Raw genomic sequence first — 21,134 nt, forward strand, 5'->3', positions numbered from 1 at the left:
ATGTGTCCCTTCTGGATCAGTTGGAATACATTAGCCAGAAGTAGTCCCCCAACTAACTTCTGTTACAATAATTGCAAAATTACTAACTACTGGTAGGTTTTTATTAAATAGAGTTAATTGTGCTTGATTATAAATTTTAATACCTAACTCATCAATATTTATTTTATCATATATTTTTATAATAGTTAAAATGATGTCTTTAGGAATTCTGTTTTGATATGCTACTACGTTAATAAGTTATTGTCTAAAAGAACTTTTGTCTTACTTAAAGAATTATTAATGTTTTTAAATCAAAATTTCATTAAAAATACAAAGATGAATAAGTTTAAAAGATAAGTCATTATATTAAACTACTCACTAACTACGTACTTTGCTGAAAGGAAGAATGTTTCTTTTTTTAATATCATATAAACACTGCTTTAGAGCTCCTTGTCTTTGCTTTTTTTAGGTTAAACTCATTAATTGTTATGGTCGTTTATGAAACTTTACTATTTTTGTTTATTATCCTAATGACCTATAAAAGTCTCTTCTTAATTTTGATGAAAAAAAAAAGTAATAACACTTTTAAGCTGATAGTTTTTTTTCTGAGCATAAATTTTTATGCACAAGAACCTTCTAGTATTTATTTAAAATATATAGACTCTGCCAGTAACCGAATAGATAATTATCCTGTTCTCGCAGAAAAATTTTTAGACTCCATTCCCAGTCCTTTAGATATAAATATTAAAGGTAAATTGGCAGACTATTATCATCTTAAAGCAGTTTTAAGTAGTCACTTAAATAGAAGTGCCGAAGTTTATCATTATAATATTCTTGGATTAAAATATGCGGAGTTAGAAGAAAATTATGAGTTAGCTGGTGCGTCGAGTATAGAGTTATTCTATAATTTATATATCGTAAAAAAAGATACCTCTGCTTTAAATTATCTTAAAAAAGCAGAGAAATTTTATACAATTATTAATAGTAAATTAGGCTTGATAGATGTTATGCAAATGAAAGCATATATTGAGTTATACAATAACAATCATCAAAAAAGTAACGATTTAATTCTGCCTAAGCTAAATTATTATAAGTCGATAAAAGAGGATTCTTTTTATCAATTATATGCTTTATTTATGATTGTACTTAATTATGTGGATCTAAATGATGATGCAAATAGGGTAAAGTACTATGCCGATTTTGAGACTTTAGAAAATGATACTACCATTACAAAGTACCTTTATAAGATACATGATGTTACTTTAAACATATCTTTTTCTGAATTGTTTTTGAGTAGAAAGCAATTAGATTCTACTGTTTTTTATTTAAAAAAAGTAGATGCTATGCGAGCATATATGAATAATTTTGATAAAGAAAATCAGTTTAAAAATTACATATCATATTATGATGAATTAAAGGATACTCATAAAAAAAATAATTATATAGATTCTCTTAAAAACCTTCATCAGAATTTAATAAATGAAAACATTGATGCCAGTTTTAATATTAATGAGTCTTTTTTAGAAAATTCTAGGATTTTAGAAGTAGAAACTAAGAAGAATTTTTTAAATAGAAATTGGATAGTGTTTTTAATTACACTTTTAATATTGGGTACTGTTTTTGTTTTTGTAAAATATAAGAGTCTAAAAAGAATTTTAAATGATTTTACGAAACGTAGAAAAGAATATTCTCTTATCGAAAATAACCATGATAAGTTAAAGTTAAAAGTTAAGGGGTTAGAAAATTATATAGTAGACTTAAAGAAAGAAATAAAAAGTATTTCTTCAATTACAAATATAGATGATCAGAGAAGTAAGATTAAAGATCTTCATAAAGAAATTCTTCATAGCTCTTCTGTTCTTTTAGTAAAAGGAGAAGATCATTTAGATTTAATAAATAATCTTAATGTAGAGTTTTTTAATCAAATGTCTTTAGAGCACCCCGAGTTAAATTCTTCTGAAGTAATTATATGTTACTATCTATTTATGGGGTTTAAAACCAAAGAAATTAGTGTTTTTCTAAATACGTCTGTTAGATCTGTAGAGAGTAAAAGGTATAGAATTAGAAATAAGTTAAATGTTAATAAAGAAGACTTTAAGTTAGTAGATTATTTGATAGAAAACTTTAAAAATACGGCTACTTCTAACTAAAAAAATCTCAGGTTAATTAATTAACCTGAGATTTTTTTAGTTATACACTTTAAGTGACAGTGCCTACCTAATAACTATAGAGAAAAGGAGTTCAATAGTTGGGGCTAATTGATAATTACATTTAGCGTTAAAACTTTTCTTAAAAAACTCTAAACAACCTTTCCTATATAGCTTTTATAAAATCTACACCTCTATTTAAATAAGTAGAGGTGTAGATTATTTGTTATTCTATAACTACTTTCTTACTCATAATACCTTTATCTGTATTCATTTTTACAATATAAACACCTGTTATTATTTGTTTTTTGATGTCTAGTTGGTAGGTAGGTTTTTGTTCGTTAATATTCCAAGTACTTACTTTTTTACCAAGAATATCAAATAACTCTACTTTTTGAATGTTCACTTCTTGATTTTTAGAAATTACAATATTGTTATTGTCGTTATCTGCGTAAACACTTGTTTTTCCAGTAAATATATCTTCCTCTACACCAAGTACAGTGTCTTCTGCAGCCTCAAAAGCTAAAACAAACCTTTCTGTGTATGTACCTGCTTCTAATTGATATGCAGCACTAACATCATTTATTTTCTGAGTTTGACCTGTTAATTTGTCTTTGATGTATACATTTTTATTGATGTTATTTATTTCATCAATACCAATTGTAATAATACTGTTTTCACTTACAATAACTTCTAGTGGCACTTCTAGTGCATCAGAGATTTCTTGTACTCCAGAAATTACATAACTATTTGCATCATTAGGGAATTTCCAATAAAAATCTGTAGGATTCACATCATACATTTCAGAATCATACCCTTTTTCATAGCCAAAAGAATTTGCTTGATTAAAAGAAACTCCAATTTGACGATGTAAATTACTTCCTTCATCATTAGAGTAGTTCATTCCTAGCTTTAAGATTGGTAAGTTATTAGTTGCTGTTTTTACAGCCGTTTTCTTATTAGTCTTTAAGAATATAGATGTACCATCTCCTTCTGTTTTATATTCTCTTTGACTATTATTAAATTTAATTTGTCCGGTACCAATACCTTCTACAAAGAATCCTTGACCGATTGCAATATAAGGCTCTGGAGTTTTGTATAAATTTTCATATTCACTACCACCAGAGTCAGGACTACAAGAAATAAGACCGTCATCATCTATAAATGTTAAATTATTCATATATAAAACACCTGAATCGTTGGTTGCTGTAAAAGTAATATCGCTACCAGCAGGTATACATATATTAAATGTTATATCATTATAAAATAGACCGGTAGATGGGAAAGTGAAATTTCCTTTATCTATGTTATCAATTTTTATATTAAAACTCTTAGTTAAAAGAGATGCATAATTTATTTTTAAAGTTTCTACTCCTCTAGGAATATTAGAGAATTTAATATAATCTCTACTATTTAAATTAACTACAGAGCTTATAAGATTAAGAATATCTGATATCAAACCTGTTGTTTCGGTTGCACCTTCGGCTTCAAGGATGTAGTTTACAGGGCTTGTTTCGCCTGTTTTTACCTTAGTTGCCATACTTATATTTTGTGCAGCATATCCACCAATATATCCACCAAAATTATGACCAGCAGTTCCTGATGCTTCTGTTTCGGCTACATGTTGCCAAAAATAAAGTGTAGAAATTGTTTCGCTGTTATCAGTTAAAAATTTTCTAGCATTTAAAGCAGAAGGGAAAGGATTACCTATTAAATAAGATTCACCTGCATTTATTTGTGTGGTATTAAACTCTCCATCATTTGGTGTACCAACAAACGTATAGTTTTGGTTTCTTCCAGGTCCTTTAAATGTATATCCTTCACCTTTTTTTATGGTTCCGTTTTTATATTTATGTGCCCAATTTGCTCTTCCGTTGCTTGCAGGTGCGTATGTGTACACCCAATAATCAGCTAAAGAAATACCTGTTCCTGTAAATGCTCCGTCGTAACCAGAAACAAAATTAATTGCTTTAGGATTGTTTAAATCGGTACCATCTCTAAGAACTGTTTCTAACGTGTATGTGTCTGCGTTTAAAGATGTAACCGGAGAACTCATGTAATTATAACGATATATACTTGGTACTTCTGAGTTTTGATCGACAAATAATTGCCCATTTCCTACAACAGAACTTTCACTTTCATGTGTCTGTACTAATTGCGCTAAAGAACCTGATAAACGAATTTCACCGTCTAATTCTATACCATCTGTAACAACTAATAATTGATCTGTTACTATTAACTTATTATTTGTGTCTACCTTTAATTTTCTAGCACTTAATTTAGTCTCTGTATGTGTGTAGTTTTCATCAATTATAACATAACGAGATCTGTCTGGGTAACCGTTATCCCAAGTACCATCTGTATTTCTAGTAGTTTCTTTAATTCTATGTAAACCTAACAATGTATTAGCTTCTGTATTAGAACTTTCTATTTCTGAGATTAATGGATCTTGAGAGTGTCTTTTGGTATTACTATCTGCTGTTAGATATCCCGATTGATACGTCTCTATTGCGTCATCTATAAATACGACCCATTCACTAGAATCATAATTTTTATTAGGTGCTGTTACTTCATCTATTCTAACAAATGAAGTTTTGTTGGTAATATCAGAAATTATATCATACTTATTTGCCCATGCATAATTTCCTGTAGCAGATGAAAGTGTTATAATGTCGTCCCCTCCAACAATTGCAGTTAATGCGCTGTTTTTTATAATAGTTGCATCTCCTAAATTTGTTATGCCTGATGTTGTTTTGTTTTTAAACAAGATAGATTTACCTACTTTTAACTCAGAATCTACCACAACTTCTTCAGTTGGTGTTGCTATTGCTAGTGCATCAACCTGAGCAATTGTTTTATTTTGATATAACTGAATTTTAATTGTATTCGCAGGAATATCTTCTAAACCTATATTGGTTATTTCTATCCATCTTTCTGCACCAAATTGATATACTTGCGTTATCATAACGTCTGCAGCTTCTGGTATATCTCTATAATCTAGGTTACCAGTAGTTGGGTTGTTTGGATCGAAATTACCATCTGTATCTCCAAAAGCGTTTTCTAAAATAGCTAATGTTGTTACTATGTTATTAGGAGCTATCCCTCCATCATTTACGGTAAATCCGTTATTTAGAATGTCTAGGTTATCATCAAATGCATCATTTAAACCATCACCATCTGTATCGATTAATTTACCACTTGCATCTGTTGCTAGTTCATTTTGTAAATCTCCATTTTCAGCAATATCAAGTACACCATCATTATCTGAATCTGCATCTAAGTAATCTGGAGTATCCGTTCCATCCGTATTTTCTGGAATGATGCCAAAACCTGCATATCCGCCAATAGTTTCATAAGTATCATCTACACCATTATTGTTACTGTCTGCAATGTTGTTTCCAACTCCAGAAGGTTTTTTATAACCACTTGTCGATTGTCCTTCAATATTATCAGGAATACCATCGTCATCAGCATCAATATCTATAAAGTTTGGTTTCCCATCTGTATCTGTATCTCCTTTTAGATAAGAGTTTGGTTTCCCATCTGCTGTTGTATTTGTAGCATCTGTATCTGGTCCGGTAATTATTAATGGATCGTTTTGAACATTATCATCAAAACCATCGTTATTAGTATCAGTTGTTAATTTACCGTTGTTGTTGTTAATGTTATCTACTTTACCATCTCTGTTAGAATCTGTACCACCAGCTTCAATAATATCTACAATACCATCGTTGTCTGAATCTAGGTCTAAATGATTAGGGATACCATCCTTATCAGAATCTCCTGTAATATAAGAGTCTGGTTTACCATCGTTATTATTATCTGCTCCTGTAACTACTAAGGCATTGTTGCTATTATTAATAGTACCAACATTACCATCTACAGTATCATCAAAACCATCGTTATCAGTATCGTTAATTAATGTTCCATTACTGTTGATGTTATCTACTAAACCGTTTCCATCTTCATCTACTCCTCCAGCTTCTATTAAATCTGGAATTCCATCATTATCGGCATCTAAGTCTAACATGTCTAATATACCATCTTGGTCTCTATCTCCGTTAGGGTAACTATTAGGTTTACCATCGTTATTTGAATCTGCTCCGGTAACTATTAATGCTTTTGCAACATTATTAGTTCCGTTAACATTACCATCTACAGCATCATCAAAACCATCGTTATCAACGTCATTTCTTAAAGAACCATCAGAGTTAATAGTATCTACTAATCCATTACCATCAGTATCTATTCCGCCTGCTTCTACTAAATCTGAAATTCCGTCATTGTCTGAATCTAAATCTAAGTAGTTAGGAATACCATCGTTATCTGTATCACTAGTGTCATAAGAGTCTGGCTTACCATCGTTATTTGCATCTGTGCTTCCTGTAAGTATTAAAGCTTTATTACTGTTGATATTACCATTTACATCACCATCTACATAATCATTAAAGCCATCATTATCTGTATCGTTAAAGTTGTCTGCAATACCATCTCCATTAGCATCTGTACCGCCAGCTTCTACAACATCTGGAATACCATCATTATCTGAGTCTAGATCTTTTACATCTGGAATACCATCTCCATCTGTATCTGGGTTTGTAATGTTATTTCCGTTAGATCCACCTGTTACATTAGAGTCGTAACGATCATCTAAGCCATCGTTATCTGTATCATTTTTAAGTGTACCGTTACCGTTAATATCGTCTACTTTTCCGTTTCCGTCAGCATCAATACCACCCGCTTCTACAATATCTGCAATACCATCGTTGTCTGAGTCTAAATCTAGAAAATCTAATACACCGTCTTTGTCTGTATCCCCGTTAGGATAAGAGTTTGGTTTACCATCATTATCTCTATCTGCTCCGGTAACTATTAAAGCTTTATTTGGGTTGTTGCTTCCATTAACGCTTCCGTCTACAGCATCATCAAAACCATCATTATCAACGTCATTTGTTAACATGCCATTAGTTCTAATGTTGTCTATTTTTCCATCTCCGTTTGCATCAATACCACCAGCTTCTGTGATATCTGTAATACCATCGTTGTCTGAATCTAAATCTATGTGATTAGGGATACCATCTCCGTCTGAATCTCCAGTTGTGTAAGAATCTGGTTTTCCATCATTGTTAGTGTCACTTCCGGTAATAACTAGTGCATTGTCTTTGTTGTTAGGTGTACCCAGTTGGCCAACATCACCATCAACTAGATCATCAAAACCGTCTTGGTCTACATCATTTTTTAGCGTACCATCAGCATTAAGATTATCTACTTTACCGTCTCCATTGATGTCAGTACCACCAGCTTCTACAATATCTGGAATACCATCGTTGTCTGAGTCTAAATCTTGTGTATCTGGAATGCCATCTCCGTCTGAATCTGGGTTTGTAATATTATTTCCATTTGTTCCACCTGTAACATTAGCGTCATAACGATCATCTAAACCATCTTTATCTATATCGTTTTTAAGTGTACCATCGGTATTAATATCATCTACTTTTCCGTTTCCATCTGTGTCAATACCACCCGCTTCTACGATATCTGGAATACCATCGTTGTCTGAGTCTAAATCGAAATGATTAGGAATACCATCTCCGTCGTTATCATATACGTCTGGTATACCGTCATTATTAGAATCTGAGTAATCTGTTGTACTTCCATCTCCACCGTTACCATCATCATGGTTGTCTAAATAGTTAGGAATACCATCTCCATCTTCATCGCCTTCGGCTAAGTTTCCTCCATTTTCAATAGTATCTGGTATACCGTCGTTATCGTCATCTAAATCGATGCTGTCTGCAATACCATCATTGTCATTATCCTTAATATCTCTATAATCTAGATTACCTATATTTGGGTTATTAGGGTTGAAGTCATTGTCTTCATCACCAAAAGATTCTTCTAAAGTTGATAGGTTTGTTACTTTTCTATTAGGTGCTAAACCATCATTTACAGTAAAACCAATAGTAGGGTTGTCTGTATTATCATCAAAAGCATCATCTAAACCATCCCCGTCTGTATCTTTTCCTGCAAGTGTGTTTTGTGGGTCTCCATTTTCTGCAATATCAAGAATACCATCATTGTCTGAATCTTCATCTAAGTAATCTGGTATTTTATCACCATCGGTATCTACGGGTATAAATACTTTTCCACCTACTTCGTAAACATCATCTATACCGTTATTATTGGTGTCTGTAATACCAGTACCAATACCGCTTGGAGCAATATAGTCAGCCGTAGTTTGCACTTCTATATTATCTGGAATACCATCATTGTCTGCATCTATATCTAGATAATCTGGTATACCATCTCCGTCTGTAGATGTTGGTGTATTACCTGTATCTGCACTTTGTGGAATTCCGTTAGTTGATGGTGCTGTACCAACAACTCCATCTGCCATTCCATCATTGTTTTCGTCTTTACCACCCGCTTCTATAACATCTGGAATACCATCGTTGTCTGAGTCTAAATCTAAACGATTAGGGATACCATCTCCATCTGAATCTGTATTACATAATTGTCTTACTAGAATATCATCAATAGCTAAATCGTTTCCGTATTCTGCTTTGGTATTGTTTCTAATAACAACGGTAATGTTGCTGTTATTTAATGTAGTTAAAGGTGCTTTTGTACCATAATACTTCCATGCATCTTTACTACCTGCTTTTTCTCTAACAATGTTTCCTGTGTTTACTGGGGCACCTAAAAGTTTTCCGTTTTGCCAAAGTTCTATTTGTATGTTTGGTAAAACTCTAAGGGGATCATTATTAATGTCATTATCAACATCTAAATTTAAGACCCAAAAAGATACATCTAAAAGTGCACCAGCTGTAATACCTGATATTGTTTTCTGATAAATAACGTCAAGTGTTTTACCTGCATTTACCATTAACATATTGTCGTTTGTAGGGGTTAAGCTACCACTTGTGTGATCTCCTACAGTTTGCCATTTATCATTTGCCCAACTAGCAGAGTTAGGGATGTTATTAAATACTGCGTAAAGGTCATCTTGTAAATCATTAGTAAGTGGTTTCCTTAACTGTAAATAAATGTATTTTGTGGTTGCTCCTCCAGATAAAGGAGTACTTGTATTGTTTCCTATTCCAAAATCTTCATTAAGTAAAGGAGTACCATAGATATCACAAGTATCTTCATCAACATCTAAAATACCATCGTTATCATCATCTAAATCACAAATATCACTAATACCATCTCCGTCTGTATCTATGTTACCAGAAGAAGCTGCATCACAACGATTCCCTACGGTTATATCATCATTTGTAGAGTCTCCAGAATCATAATTTGTAATGACTGTATCATTTGGACTTGTAACAGTAGCTGTTACTCCGTTTTGATAGGTTCCTAAATCTTGGTTTTCAGGTATTGCTATATCAAAGATAATGGTCACACTTCCTTTACCATCAATATCAAAAGTACCCCAATTAAGTGTAGTATCTCCTACTTGTGGTTTTGTTGTGGCAGTTTGCCTAGCATTGTTTAACACAACATTGGCTCCAGATACATAGGTAAAACCTGTGGGTAGAATGTCTTTAGCTTTTATGCCTTTTAAATCTACATTAGTCGCATTTGTTAAAGTTATTTCGTAGGTACCATTTTCACCAATATTAACATTAGGTGTGGTTGTTTTTTTAGTTACAACTAAACCTCCTGTTGGTATTTTTAATACAATTAGATCTAACAGAATAAGATCTCCAGTACTTCCTGCAAATAAATTTAAATTAGTAGTGTTTGGAGTAAAATTACTATTTACAACATCAATATCCCAACCACCATAATCACTTCCGTTTGTTCCGTTATCACCTGGTGAAGGGTTTGATACACCTCCAGAGTTTGCAAAATCAGGAGGGAAGTTAGAAAAATCAGTATCTGAAACATTTATAAATTCTCCTGTTAAATTTGCGGCACCTTGTAAAGAGCCAACAGAAATACTACCAGCGGTATTACCAGAATAAACCTTGTAATCTGTAACAGGTACTGTTATAGTCTGGTTTAAAAAGTTTTTTAAACCGTCGTATACATATACTTGATTGATTCCACTTTCGTCTGTCGGAGATTTATAGATCACAAGCATTTGCCAAGCTCTTATGTTTTCTTGAGAATAGGCACATGCCTTTAATAAAGCAGGATAGTCATTATTTAATATTATGTCGGCCTTATAAGTTCCTGATCCTTTTTCTTTTACCTTTTTTGTGATGTCTGCTAAATGCCCTTCGTAAATTGGGCGAAGACTTGTAGAGCTAGATGTAATTCTTTCTCTATAGCTTTTGTCGCTATTTATAGTTTGTGTTGTTCCGTCAGGAAAAGTAATAGGTATTGAGCTAGATAAAGGAGCGTAATTTGTTAATTTATCTCTACTATGCTTTACAAGAGCAAACCACTGTATGTATACAGCTTCTATTACAGCATCTGCAGGTAGTATTAAATTGGCACTCGTAGCAGCACCTGTACCATCGCCTTTAGAACAAGAAGTATCAGTTGGATCTGTGTTGTAATTAATTTCACTATTACCAATTTGTTTGTAGGTAAGGTTGGCTCCAGAAAACTTCTTGTATAAAGAAATCTGGTCATTAATATCTTGACCGGGTCCTTGCGCACTTATAGAAAAAGATGTGGCAAATAACATTACCGTTAGTACTGTTAAGCTTTTTAAGCTGTTCTTTAATTGGTATTGAATTTCCCCAAATTCACATACCTGAAAAGTAGTTTTTTTCATGGTGTTTTTGATTTAATTGTTCTTTGGGGGAGTTATTAAAATCTTAAAAATACGTTGGGGGAATACTATAAAATCTGCTTAGGGGCGCAGTTAAGGGGAGTGCAAAACTAGTACTAAGTTCACAGATGTACAAATAAATGGAAAGAATTATTTAAAATGTATAATACTAATCCTCTCTTTTTATAGTTAACAGATACAATTAGTTTTTTATATTTTACAATGACATGAACCTAATATATATCGAAGAGAGATGAATCATTATATGTTTACAAATAAGACTTTAGCTACTTTGGATATTCATATAATAATCGTTGTTACAAAGTGAAATAAATAAGCTAGACAACGATTCTGTTTTATTAGTAAGTATCTAAAAATTGTTCAGTAAATAATGAAGAATGATTTTAAAGAGTATATGAATGTACTAAGTAGGAGTTATTGTTGTCCAAAAAGAGTAGCTTCAATCGAAATAAATAGTAGAAAAATGGTTTAAAATTTAGAATATTGTTTAGATTCTCTTCTTAGTTGAAAGAATTCATAACAATAGCCTTAAAATTTATATAGTTTTTAATGATATGTCATTTTTTTTATAAAAAATGCTATTTAGTTTGTTTGTTTCAATTTAATCTTTAGATTTGTCAGTATAAACAAAGAGAATACAAATGTTGAATAATAATTTTACTCGTTTCTATTTTTACTTTTACTTTTTTAGTAAGAGGAGAGACTTTGTATCATGTTGTTAAGTAACATATAAAATATATAAAGTCTCGAATTTAATTCGAGGCTTTTTTTTTGATATTATTTTTTATTAATGAATAAGATTATAGCCATACAAGGAGCAGAAGGCTCAAACCACCATAAAGTTGCAAGAGACTTTTATGGAAACTCAATAGAATTAAAAGAATGCATGTCTTTTGATGTCTTGGTAGATAGTTTGTTAGACCATTCTTCCGATTTAGGAATAATGGCTTTAGAAAACACTATTGCAGGTTCTATAATACCTAATTATGCTTTAATTGATAGAAATAACCTTCATATTATAGGAGAAGAATATTTAAATATTCATCATCATTTAATGTGTTTAAAAGGACAAAGAATAGAAGATATTAAAGAAGTTTGTTCACATCCGATGGCATTGTTACAATGTAAAGATTTCTTTAAAAAATATCCGCATATTAAATTAGTAGAAGATGTAGATACAGCAGAAGTTGCAAAAAGAATAGCTAAAGAAAATTTAGTAGGTATTGCAGCAATTGCACCAAAGATTGCAGCAGAAATTTTTGGTTTAGAAGTTATAGAAGATGAAATACAAACTATAAAAGACAATGCTACAAGATTTGTAATAGTACAAACAGAGAAGCCAAAAAGAAATGAAGAAGTTAATAAAGCTTCTTTAAAGTTTCAATTAGATCATAAAAGAGGAAGTTTAGCTGCTATTTTAAATGTGTTAAGTGATTGTAAAATGAACTTAACAAAAATTCAATCTTTACCAGTTATAGAATCTCCATGGAAATATTCTTTTTTTGTTGATGTAACTTTTGAAGCATATAAAGATTACGAAAAAGCACAAGCTATTATAGAAATAATGGCGGCAGAATTTAAAATTTTAGGAACTTATAAAACAGGTAGTAAATAACATAGTTATTATGATAAAACCAGCCAAAAGATTAGATACCGTTCAAGAATACTATTTTTCTAAGAAATTAAGAGAAGTTAGAGGTTTAGCAGCTGCAGGAAAACCAATTATTAATATGGGAATTGGTTCTCCAGATTTGAAACCACCAACAAGTGTTTTAGAAGCAATACAAGGAAGTTTAAATGATGCAAGTGCACATAAATATCAATCTTATCAGGGCTTACCAGAATTAAGAAATGCAATTGCTACTTTTTATAAAAACAAGTTTTCTGTAGTTTCAAATCCAGAAAATGAGATTTTACCATTAATGGGAAGTAAAGAAGGAATTATGCATATTTCTATGGCTTTTTTAAACGAAGGCGATAAAGTATTAATTCCGAATCCTGGGTATCCAACCTATACATCAGTAACAAAGTTAGTAGGGGCAGAACCATTGTTTTATAATTTAAGTGACGCTACTAATTGGCAACCAGATTTTACAGCATTAGAAACACAAGATTTAACAGATGTAAAAATTATGTGGGTAAATTATCCGCATATGCCAACAGGAACAAATGCAACCTTAGAAACGTTTGAAAAGTTAGTTGCTTTTGGTAAAAAGTATCATATTTTAATTATAAATGACAATCCGTATAGTTTTATTTTAAACGATAATCCTATCAGTATTTTACAGGTAGAAGGCGCAAAAGACATTGCTTTAGAATTAAATTCTTTAAGTAAAACTTTTAATATGGCAGGTTGGCGCGTTGGTATGTTGTTAGGAAATGCAACGTACATCGACGAAGTTTTAAAAGTGAAATCTAACATGGATTCTGGTATGTTTTACGGAATTCAGAAAGGAGCAATAGAAGCATTACAATTATCTGATGATTGGTTTTTAGCACAAAATAAAATTTACGAAGAGCGTAGAAAATTAATTTGGCAATTGGCAGATAAGTTAGACGCGGTTTATAATAAAAACTCAACAGGTTTATTTGTTTGGGCAAAAATACCAGAAGGAAAAAAATCTGAAGAAGTTACAGATGCAGTTTTATACGATAACGATATTTTTATTACTCCAGGAACCATTTTTGGCTCTCAAGGAGAAGGATATATCAGGTTTTCATTATGTGTAACAACAGATGTAATTAAGGAAGCAATTAGCAGGTTGTAAAAATAAGTTTACAGTAGCAGTTGTTTTTGAGGATAAATATAAAACAGTTAAAGAGTAAGAGTGTTATTCCGAATTAGAAACGAAGAGGAATCTCACTTAAAGAGAAAATAAGAAATGAAAAATATATACATGATTGGTGTTGGTTTAATAGGCGGTAGTTTTGCTATCGATATTAAAAAGAACAATCCAGAAGTTATAATTCACGGAATTGATGCCAATGAAAGTCATTTAGATGAAGCGCTTGCATTAGGAGTTATTCAAGAAAAAGCAACTTTAGAAGATATAGAAAAAGCAGACTTGGTAATTATATCAATTCCGGTAGATGCAACCGTAAAATTATTACCAATTATTTTAGATAAAATTTCTGATGATGGTTTAGTTGTAGATGCAGGATCTACAAAAGAAGCAATTTGTAAGGTTGTTGAACATCATCCAAAAAGAAGAAATTTTTTAGCAGCACATCCAATTGCAGGAACAGAAAATTCTGGACCAACAGCAGCAATTTCTGGCTTATACGTTGGAAAAACGAATATTATTTGCGAAGTAGAAAAGACAACTTTTAAACTTCAAGAGAAAGCTTTAAAGCTTTTTACAGACATTGGAATGCGTATTCGTTACATGGACCCGATATCGCATGACAAGCATATTGCGTATGTTTCGCACTTATCCCACATTAGTGCATTTATGTTGGGTAAAACGGTGATAGATAAAGAAAGAAATGAACGCGATATTTTTGATATGGCAGGTTCTGGATTTAGATCTACAGTTCGTTTGGCAAAAAGTTCGCCGGCAATGTGGACACCAATTTTTGAACAAAACAAAGAAAACGTAATAGAAACATTAGAAGAGTACATCAATAATTTACAACATTTTAAAGAGTTGATGCAAAAAGATAGGTTCTCAGAAATTTTTAACGAAATGGAGAATACAAATCACATAAAACAAATTTTAAACGGCATAAAATAATAAGCCAAAACAAGTAGAAAAATGGAGAATACAAAAGAATTGAGAACATGGTTGGACGATATGAAATTAAATCATCCACTAGTAATAGCAGGGCCTTGTAGTGCAGAAACCGAAGAACAGGTTTTAAAGATTGCACACGAACTAAAAGATTCTGATGTAAGCTATTTTAGAGCAGGAATATGGAAACCAAGAACAAGACCAGGAATGTTTGAAGGTGTTGGTGAAATTGGTTTACACTGGTTAAAGAAAGTAAAAGAAGAAACAGGTATGAAAACCTGTACAGAAGTTGCTAACGCAGCGCATGTAAAGTTAGCTTTAGAGCACGATGTAGATTTATTATGGATTGGTGCACGTTCTACTGTATCACCTTTTATCATGCAAGAAATTGCAGATGCTTTAGCAGGTACAGATAAAATTGTATTAGTTAAAAATCCAGTAAATCCAGATTTAGCTTTATGGTTAGGTGGTATCGAAAGATTATATACTGCAGGAATCAAAAACTTAGGAGCAATTCATAGAGGATTTTCTACATACGAAAAATCTAAATATAGAAATACTCCAGAATGGCAATTAGCTATCGAGTTTCAAAATAAATTTCCAGACTTACCATTAATCAACGATCCATCTCACATTACAGGGAAGAGAGATATGATTTTTGATGTTTGTCAAACAGCTTTAGATTTAAACTTCGATGGTTTAATGATCGAAACTCATTACGACCCAGAAAATGCTTGGTCTGATGCTGCACAACAAGTTACGCCAGATGCTTTAAAGCAAATAATGCAAGACTTAAAAGTGAAGAAAGAAACTGAAACTGCAGTTAGTTACAGAGAGCCTTTAGAAAATTTAAGAGCTCAAATTAACGTGGTAGACGATCAATTAATCGATTTATTAGGTAAAAGAATGCAAGTTGCCGATAAAATTGGTCAATTAAAGAAAGACCAAAACGTAGCCGTTTTACAATCACGTCGTTGGAACGAGATTTTAGGAAACATGGTTATGGAAGGTAGTAGCAAAGGTTTAAGTGAAGAATTTGTTTTAAAAATGTTTAAAGCAATTCACCAAGAATCTATCGTTCACCAAGAAAAAATTATCAACGGATAATTTTTAAGCATACATATTTATTTAAATACCTTCAAGTTTTATAATTTGAAGGTATTTTTTTTGGCGCCTGCCTACCGCAGGCAGGTTACCAAGCAAAAAAGCTTGGTCAGGCTGGAATTTATCTTAAGCGTAGTCGAAAGGCACTCGATTTTTTTGTTGAAAAAACAAAAAAGAGCTCAAACAATTGCTCAATCCTTAACGCGTAGTGCAAGCTTAAAAAGGGAAGTGCTTTTTTATAATTAAACCTGTCATCCCAAATGTATCATTTCTACGCTAGGAGAAATCCCATAACAGTTATTCTACAATGCAGCCCAGTCCTTATGTGATTTCTCTCTCCGTTCGAAATGACAAACTGAATGTAAAAACACAAAATTGTCATTTCTACGCTAGGAGAAATCTCATAACAGTGATTTCCACAATGCAGCCCAATCCTTATGTGATTTCTCTCTCTGTTCGAAATGACAAACAAGGAGTAAAAACACAAAATTGTCATTTCGACGCTAGGAGAAATCTTATAGTAGTGATTTCCAGAATACAAACCAATCCTTATGTGATTTCTCTCTCCGTTCGAAATGACAAACAGAGTGTAAAAAAACGAAATTGTCATTTCGACGTTAGGAGAAATTCCATAACAGTGATTTCCACAATACAAACCAATCCTTATGTGATTTCTCTCTCCGTTCGAAATGACAAACAGAGTGTAAAAAAACGAAATTGTCATTTCGACGTTAGGAGAAATTCCATAACAGTGATTTCCACAATACAAACCAATCCTTATGTGATTTCTCTCTCCGTTCGAAATGACAAACTGAGGGTGAAAACACAAATGTGTCACTTCGACGCTAGGAGAAATCTCATAACAGTGATTCCCACAATACAAACCAAGCCTTATGAGATTTCTCTATCTGTTCGAAATGACAAACTGAATGTAAAAATACAAAATTGTCATTTCTACGCTAGGAGAAATCCCATATCAGTTATTCTACAATGCAGCCCAATCCTTATGTGATTTCTCTCTCCGTTTGAAATGATAATCTGAATGTAAAAACACAAAATTGTCATTTCGACGTTAGGAGAAATCTCATAGCAGTGATCATCCAAAAATGAACAAATGCAACATAAGTAAATAGATACTATTAAAAATTGATGAACATCTATCAATTTCAATCCATTTTTTCATAAATCAATATTAATTCAGCATCTTTGTAGTAATGAAAGGAATCGTATATAAATCTACCGGAAGTTGGTATCAGGTTAAAGCTGAAAACGGAGAATTTTACAAATGTAGAATTAAAGGAAAGTTCAGAATAAAAGACATCAAAAGTACCAACCCAATTGCGGTTGGCGATAAAGTTGTGTTCGATTTAGAGAAAAAGAATGATGAGGAAACTGGTGTTATTAAAAAGATATTAGACAGAGACAATTTTATTGTTAGAAAATCTGTAAACCTATCTAAGCAAATACATATTATTGCCTCAAATATAGATCAGGTTTTTTTACTGATAACCATTAATAATCCGCCAACATTTGCCACTTTTATAGATCGTTTTTTAGTTGCAACAAGAGCCTATAGAATAGATACTATTTTGGTTTTTAATAAAATAGACTCTTATCAACTAGAGGAACGAGCGGAAATTCTGTATTTAAAAGATATCTACGAAGCTATTGGTTATCGATGTGTAGAGGTTTCATCAACCCAAAATAAAAATGTAGATACCATTAAAGAAATAATGACTGGTAAAACATCTATGTTTGTTGGGCATTCTGGTGTTGGTAAATCTACTTTGGTAAATGCTATTGAACCTTCTTTAAACTTAAAAACCAAAGAAATTTCTGATCAACATAATCAAGGAAAACATACAACTACTTTTGCAGAAATGTTCGATTTAGGTTTCGATGCAAGAATAATAGACACACCAGGTATTAAAGGTTTTGGTGTTGTAGATATTGATAAATACGAATTAGGAGATTATTTTCCTGAGTTTTTTGCTTTAAAACAAGATTGTAAATTCAATAATTGTATTCATACCAAAGAACCACAATGTGCTGTTAAAGAAGCCTTAGAAGAAGAAAGAGTTTCTTGGTCTCGTTATAAAAGTTACCTTCAAATTTTAAGCGGAGATGAAGAAAAAGAACATTTTAGAACAGATGTTTGGAACGAAGAAGATAATGAAGAGTAAACCATTATGAAAATAGTAATTCAAAGAGTATCAGAAGCTAGTGTAACCATTGATGGTAATAAAGTTGCAGATATAAAAACCGGACTTTTAGTTTTGTTAGGTATTGTTGATGATGATACACAAGAAGATATTAATTTCTTGGTTCGGAAAACAGCCAATCTTCGTGTTTTTAATGATGAAAATGAAGTGATGAATAAATCACTTATAGATATTGAAGGCGACGTAATTGTTGTAAGTCAGTTTACATTACAAGCATCAACCAAAAAAGGAAACAGACCTAGTTATATAAAAGCAGCAAGACCAGAAGTAGCAATTCCGTTGTATGAGACTTTTGTAGAAAGTTTAGAAAAAGAAATTGGTAAAAAAGTACAAACAGGTCAGTTTGGTGCAGATATGAAAGTAGCTTTGGTAAATGATGGTCCGGTTACCATTATTATAGATTCTAAAGCAAAAGAATAAATATCTTAAAGGATTAATATTGTTAATTTTATCAAAAAAAATAAATAGTACTTTCCGTGGAAAATAAATAGCATATATTTGCCATGGGAAATAAAATGAATTTTTAACCAAATAAAATAAATATGAAAAAAATAATTTTATCATTAGTAGTAGTAGCATCAGTTTTAACTGCATGTAAGAATGAGAAAAAAGAAAAAGTAGAAGTTAAAGAAGCTGTAAAAGTAGAAGTTAATGTAGCTGAACTAAATAATGTTGATACTTCTGTATCTGTTTTAAATTGGGCAGGATCAAAACCAGGAGGAGCACATAACGGAACTGTAGCTTTAAAAAGTGGAGGTTTATTAGTAGAAGAAGGTAAACTTACTAATGGTGAGTTTGTAATAGACATGACTAAAATTGTAAATTTAGATATTCCTGCAGATAAAGAAGGAAACGCTAAATTAGTAGGACATTTAACTAGTGCAGACTTTTTTGATGTAGCTACATACCCAACATCTAGTTTTGTAATTACAAGCGTAAATGAAGTTGAAGGGAAATTAGCTGTTACTGGAAATTTACAAATTAAAGATGTAACTAAAAGTATTACAATACCAGCAACAATTTCTACTGAAAACGGAGTAACAGTATTTACAAGTGAAACTTTTAATGTAGATAGAGCAGATTTTAACGTAAAATATGGTTCAAAATCTTTCTTTGATGATTTACAAGATAAATTTATAGATGATATTATGACTTTCTCTTTTGTTGTAAAAACGAAAGCGTAAATTAGATTAATTCAAATTCAATTTTAGAGGCTAAAAACATATGTTTTTAGCCTTTTTTCTTTTTCTTTTTTTTAACTTTGGACTGCTATCCCTATAATTGTATGAAAAAGTTTATTTCCCTGAGTCTGTTTATTTCCTTGTTTTCAATAAACGCTACTTTTAGTCAAAAAGAAAATTACGCTTCCTTATTAATTCCCAGTGCTTTAAAAGAAGATGCAAATGCCGTTGTTAGAGATAATTCTATAGAAATTACTATTGAAGATGTAGATGCAATGACGGTGTTAAAAAAAGAAGTAATTACAGTTTTAAATAAATTAGGAGACAACTATGTTAGTATGTCTGCTCATTATGATGACGATACAAAAATAACGGAACTTTCCGCTACTATTTATGATGCTTTTGGTCGTGAGATTAAAAAGTATAAAGAAAGAGATTTTTTAGACGTAAGTGCGGTAAGTGGAGGAACTTTATATTCCGATTCTAGAGTAAAATATGTAGATCATACGCCAGTTTCTTATCCGTACACGGTCGTTTTTGAATCTGAATATAAAACATCTTCAACAGGTTTTATTCCTAGTTGGTTTCCCGTAGAAAGTTATTTTTTATCCATAGAAAAAAGTAGCTATAAACTTCTAAATCCGAAACATTTTACCATCAGAAAAAAAGAGAAAAATTTTCATTCTTATCCTATAGAAAATACTTCTACAGAGTTTAATGTAAACTACGCCATAAAGAATCAAAAGGTGGTGAAGTATGAAAATAATGCGCCTTTATCTATAGATATTATGCCTTATTTATTGGTTGGTGTAAATCAATTTGCATTGAAAAAAATAGTAGGAGAAGCTACTAATTGGAGTGAGTTTGGTAAGTGGCGTTATGACTATTTGAAAAATGGAAAAGACGAACTGTCTGAGGCAATAAAAGCCAAGGTTAGAATATTGGTACAAGGTGTAACAGACCCAATAGAAAAAGCCAAAATTGTATATGCTTTTATGCAGAATAAAACACGTTATATAAGTGTGCAAGAAGGAGTAGGAGGTTGGATGCCAATACCTGCCAATGAAGTTGATAAAGTAGGTTATGGAGATTGTAAAGGATTAACCAATTACACCAAAACACTATTAGACGCTGTTGGCGTAAAATCTCATTATGCCGTAATTTGGGCAGGAGCAGAACAGCGAGATGTAGATAAAGATTTTTTTGGAATGCAAGGAAATCATGTTATTTTAAACATACCAAATAATGGAAATGATATTTGGTTAGAATGTACAAGTCAAACAATTCCGTTTGGGTTTTTAGGAGATTTTACAGACGATAGAAATGTATTGGTAATGACTCCGGAAGGGGGTATTGTTAAACGAACACCAGCGTATAAAGACGAAACAAACCTTCAAGAAATAAAAGCTACTATTCAGTTAGAAAAAAACGGGAGTTTATCTGCTAGTTTAAATAGAGTTTCTAACGGGATTCAATATGATGATAAATCGCATTATGAAAGATTTACGGAAGAAGAACTTATTAAGAATTACAAATCTAACGTTTGGGACTATAATAACAACTTAGAAATAACGGCTGTAAACTTACTAAATGATAAAGAAAAAGTAGTTTTTAAAGAAGATATAAAGATGACTGTTAAAAGTTATGCTTCTGTAAATGAACAAGAATATTTATTTAGAGTAAATGTTTTTAATAAAAATGGATTTATACCTAAAAGATATAGAAGTAGAAAATTGCCTTTAAAAATTTCTAGAGGTTATAAAGACGATACATCATATGAGTTTAAACTTCCAGAAGGATATGCCTTAAGTACTTTACCATCAGAAAAAGTCCTTTCTACTCAATTTGGAACCTACAAAGTTACTTTTACTAAGATAGATGATACCACTTTTAACTATCATAAATCCATGGTTATTAGGGCTGGTGTCTATCCTAAAGAAGCTTATAATGATTATAGAAGTTTTAGAAAAAGTATTGCTAAATATGAAAATTTAAGAATTGCCATCAACCAAAAATAAAAG

10 protein-coding genes are annotated in these 21,134 nt (G+C 31.6%); 9 read left to right on the forward strand and 1 reads right to left on the reverse strand.

Going from position 1 to position 21,134, the window contains the following annotated elements:
* Positions 1-536 precede the first annotated feature (536 nt).
* Positions 537-2,129, forward strand: coding sequence for a hypothetical protein (locus tag GQS57_RS07200; RefSeq protein WP_165731888.1), 1,593 nt, complete (start codon positions 537-539; stop codon positions 2,127-2,129).
* 223 nt (positions 2,130-2,352) lie between these two features.
* On the opposite strand, the gene GQS57_RS07205 is transcribed toward GQS57_RS07200, so the two are convergent.
* Positions 2,353-10,857, reverse strand: coding sequence for a T9SS type A sorting domain-containing protein (locus GQS57_RS07205; protein ID WP_165731889.1), 8,505 nt, complete (start codon positions 10,855-10,857; stop codon positions 2,353-2,355).
* 808 nt (positions 10,858-11,665) lie between these two features.
* On the opposite strand from GQS57_RS07205, the gene GQS57_RS07210 reads away from it, so the two are divergent.
* The 8 genes from GQS57_RS07210 (at position 11,666) to GQS57_RS07245 (ending at position 21,131) form a co-directional block, all read left to right on the forward strand.
* Positions 11,666-12,490, forward strand: a complete 825-nt coding sequence (locus GQS57_RS07210; RefSeq protein WP_165731890.1) for a prephenate dehydratase — start codon at positions 11,666-11,668, stop codon at positions 12,488-12,490.
* Between the two features lie 10 nt (positions 12,491-12,500).
* A complete protein-coding gene (locus GQS57_RS07215; protein WP_165731891.1) occupies positions 12,501-13,643 on the forward strand; it encodes a pyridoxal phosphate-dependent aminotransferase in 1,143 nt (380 codons plus the stop codon).
* Between the two features lie 114 nt (positions 13,644-13,757).
* Positions 13,758-14,609, forward strand: a complete 852-nt coding sequence (locus tag GQS57_RS07220; RefSeq protein WP_165731892.1) for a prephenate dehydrogenase — start codon at positions 13,758-13,760, stop codon at positions 14,607-14,609.
* A gap of 21 nt (positions 14,610-14,630) precedes the next feature.
* The gene (locus tag GQS57_RS07225; protein WP_165731893.1) at positions 14,631-15,713 is read left to right on the forward strand and encodes a bifunctional 3-deoxy-7-phosphoheptulonate synthase/chorismate mutase type II; all 1,083 of its coding nucleotides are present in this window, start codon (positions 14,631-14,633) and stop codon (positions 15,711-15,713) included.
* A gap of 1,211 nt (positions 15,714-16,924) precedes the next feature.
* A complete protein-coding gene (gene rsgA, locus GQS57_RS07230) occupies positions 16,925-17,893 on the forward strand; it encodes a ribosome small subunit-dependent GTPase A (protein ID WP_165731894.1) in 969 nt (322 codons plus the stop codon).
* 6 nt (positions 17,894-17,899) lie between these two features.
* Complete coding sequence (gene dtd, locus GQS57_RS07235) at positions 17,900-18,352, forward strand: D-aminoacyl-tRNA deacylase (protein ID WP_165731895.1); 453 nt, start codon at positions 17,900-17,902, stop codon at positions 18,350-18,352.
* Positions 18,353-18,474: 122 nt separating this feature from the next.
* Positions 18,475-19,116 carry a YceI family protein gene (locus GQS57_RS07240; protein WP_165731896.1) on the forward strand — a complete coding sequence of 214 codons (642 nt, stop codon included), beginning with the start codon at positions 18,475-18,477 and terminating at the stop codon, positions 19,114-19,116.
* 101 nt (positions 19,117-19,217) lie between these two features.
* On the forward strand, positions 19,218-21,131 hold the full coding sequence (locus GQS57_RS07245) for a DUF3857 domain-containing protein (RefSeq protein WP_165731897.1): 1,914 nt from the start codon (positions 19,218-19,220) through the stop codon (positions 21,129-21,131).
* Positions 21,132-21,134 lie beyond the last annotated feature (3 nt).

Source organism: Polaribacter sp. 20A6 (assembly GCF_011378915.1).
Lineage (GTDB): Bacteria > Bacteroidota > Bacteroidia > Flavobacteriales > Flavobacteriaceae > Polaribacter > Polaribacter sejongensis.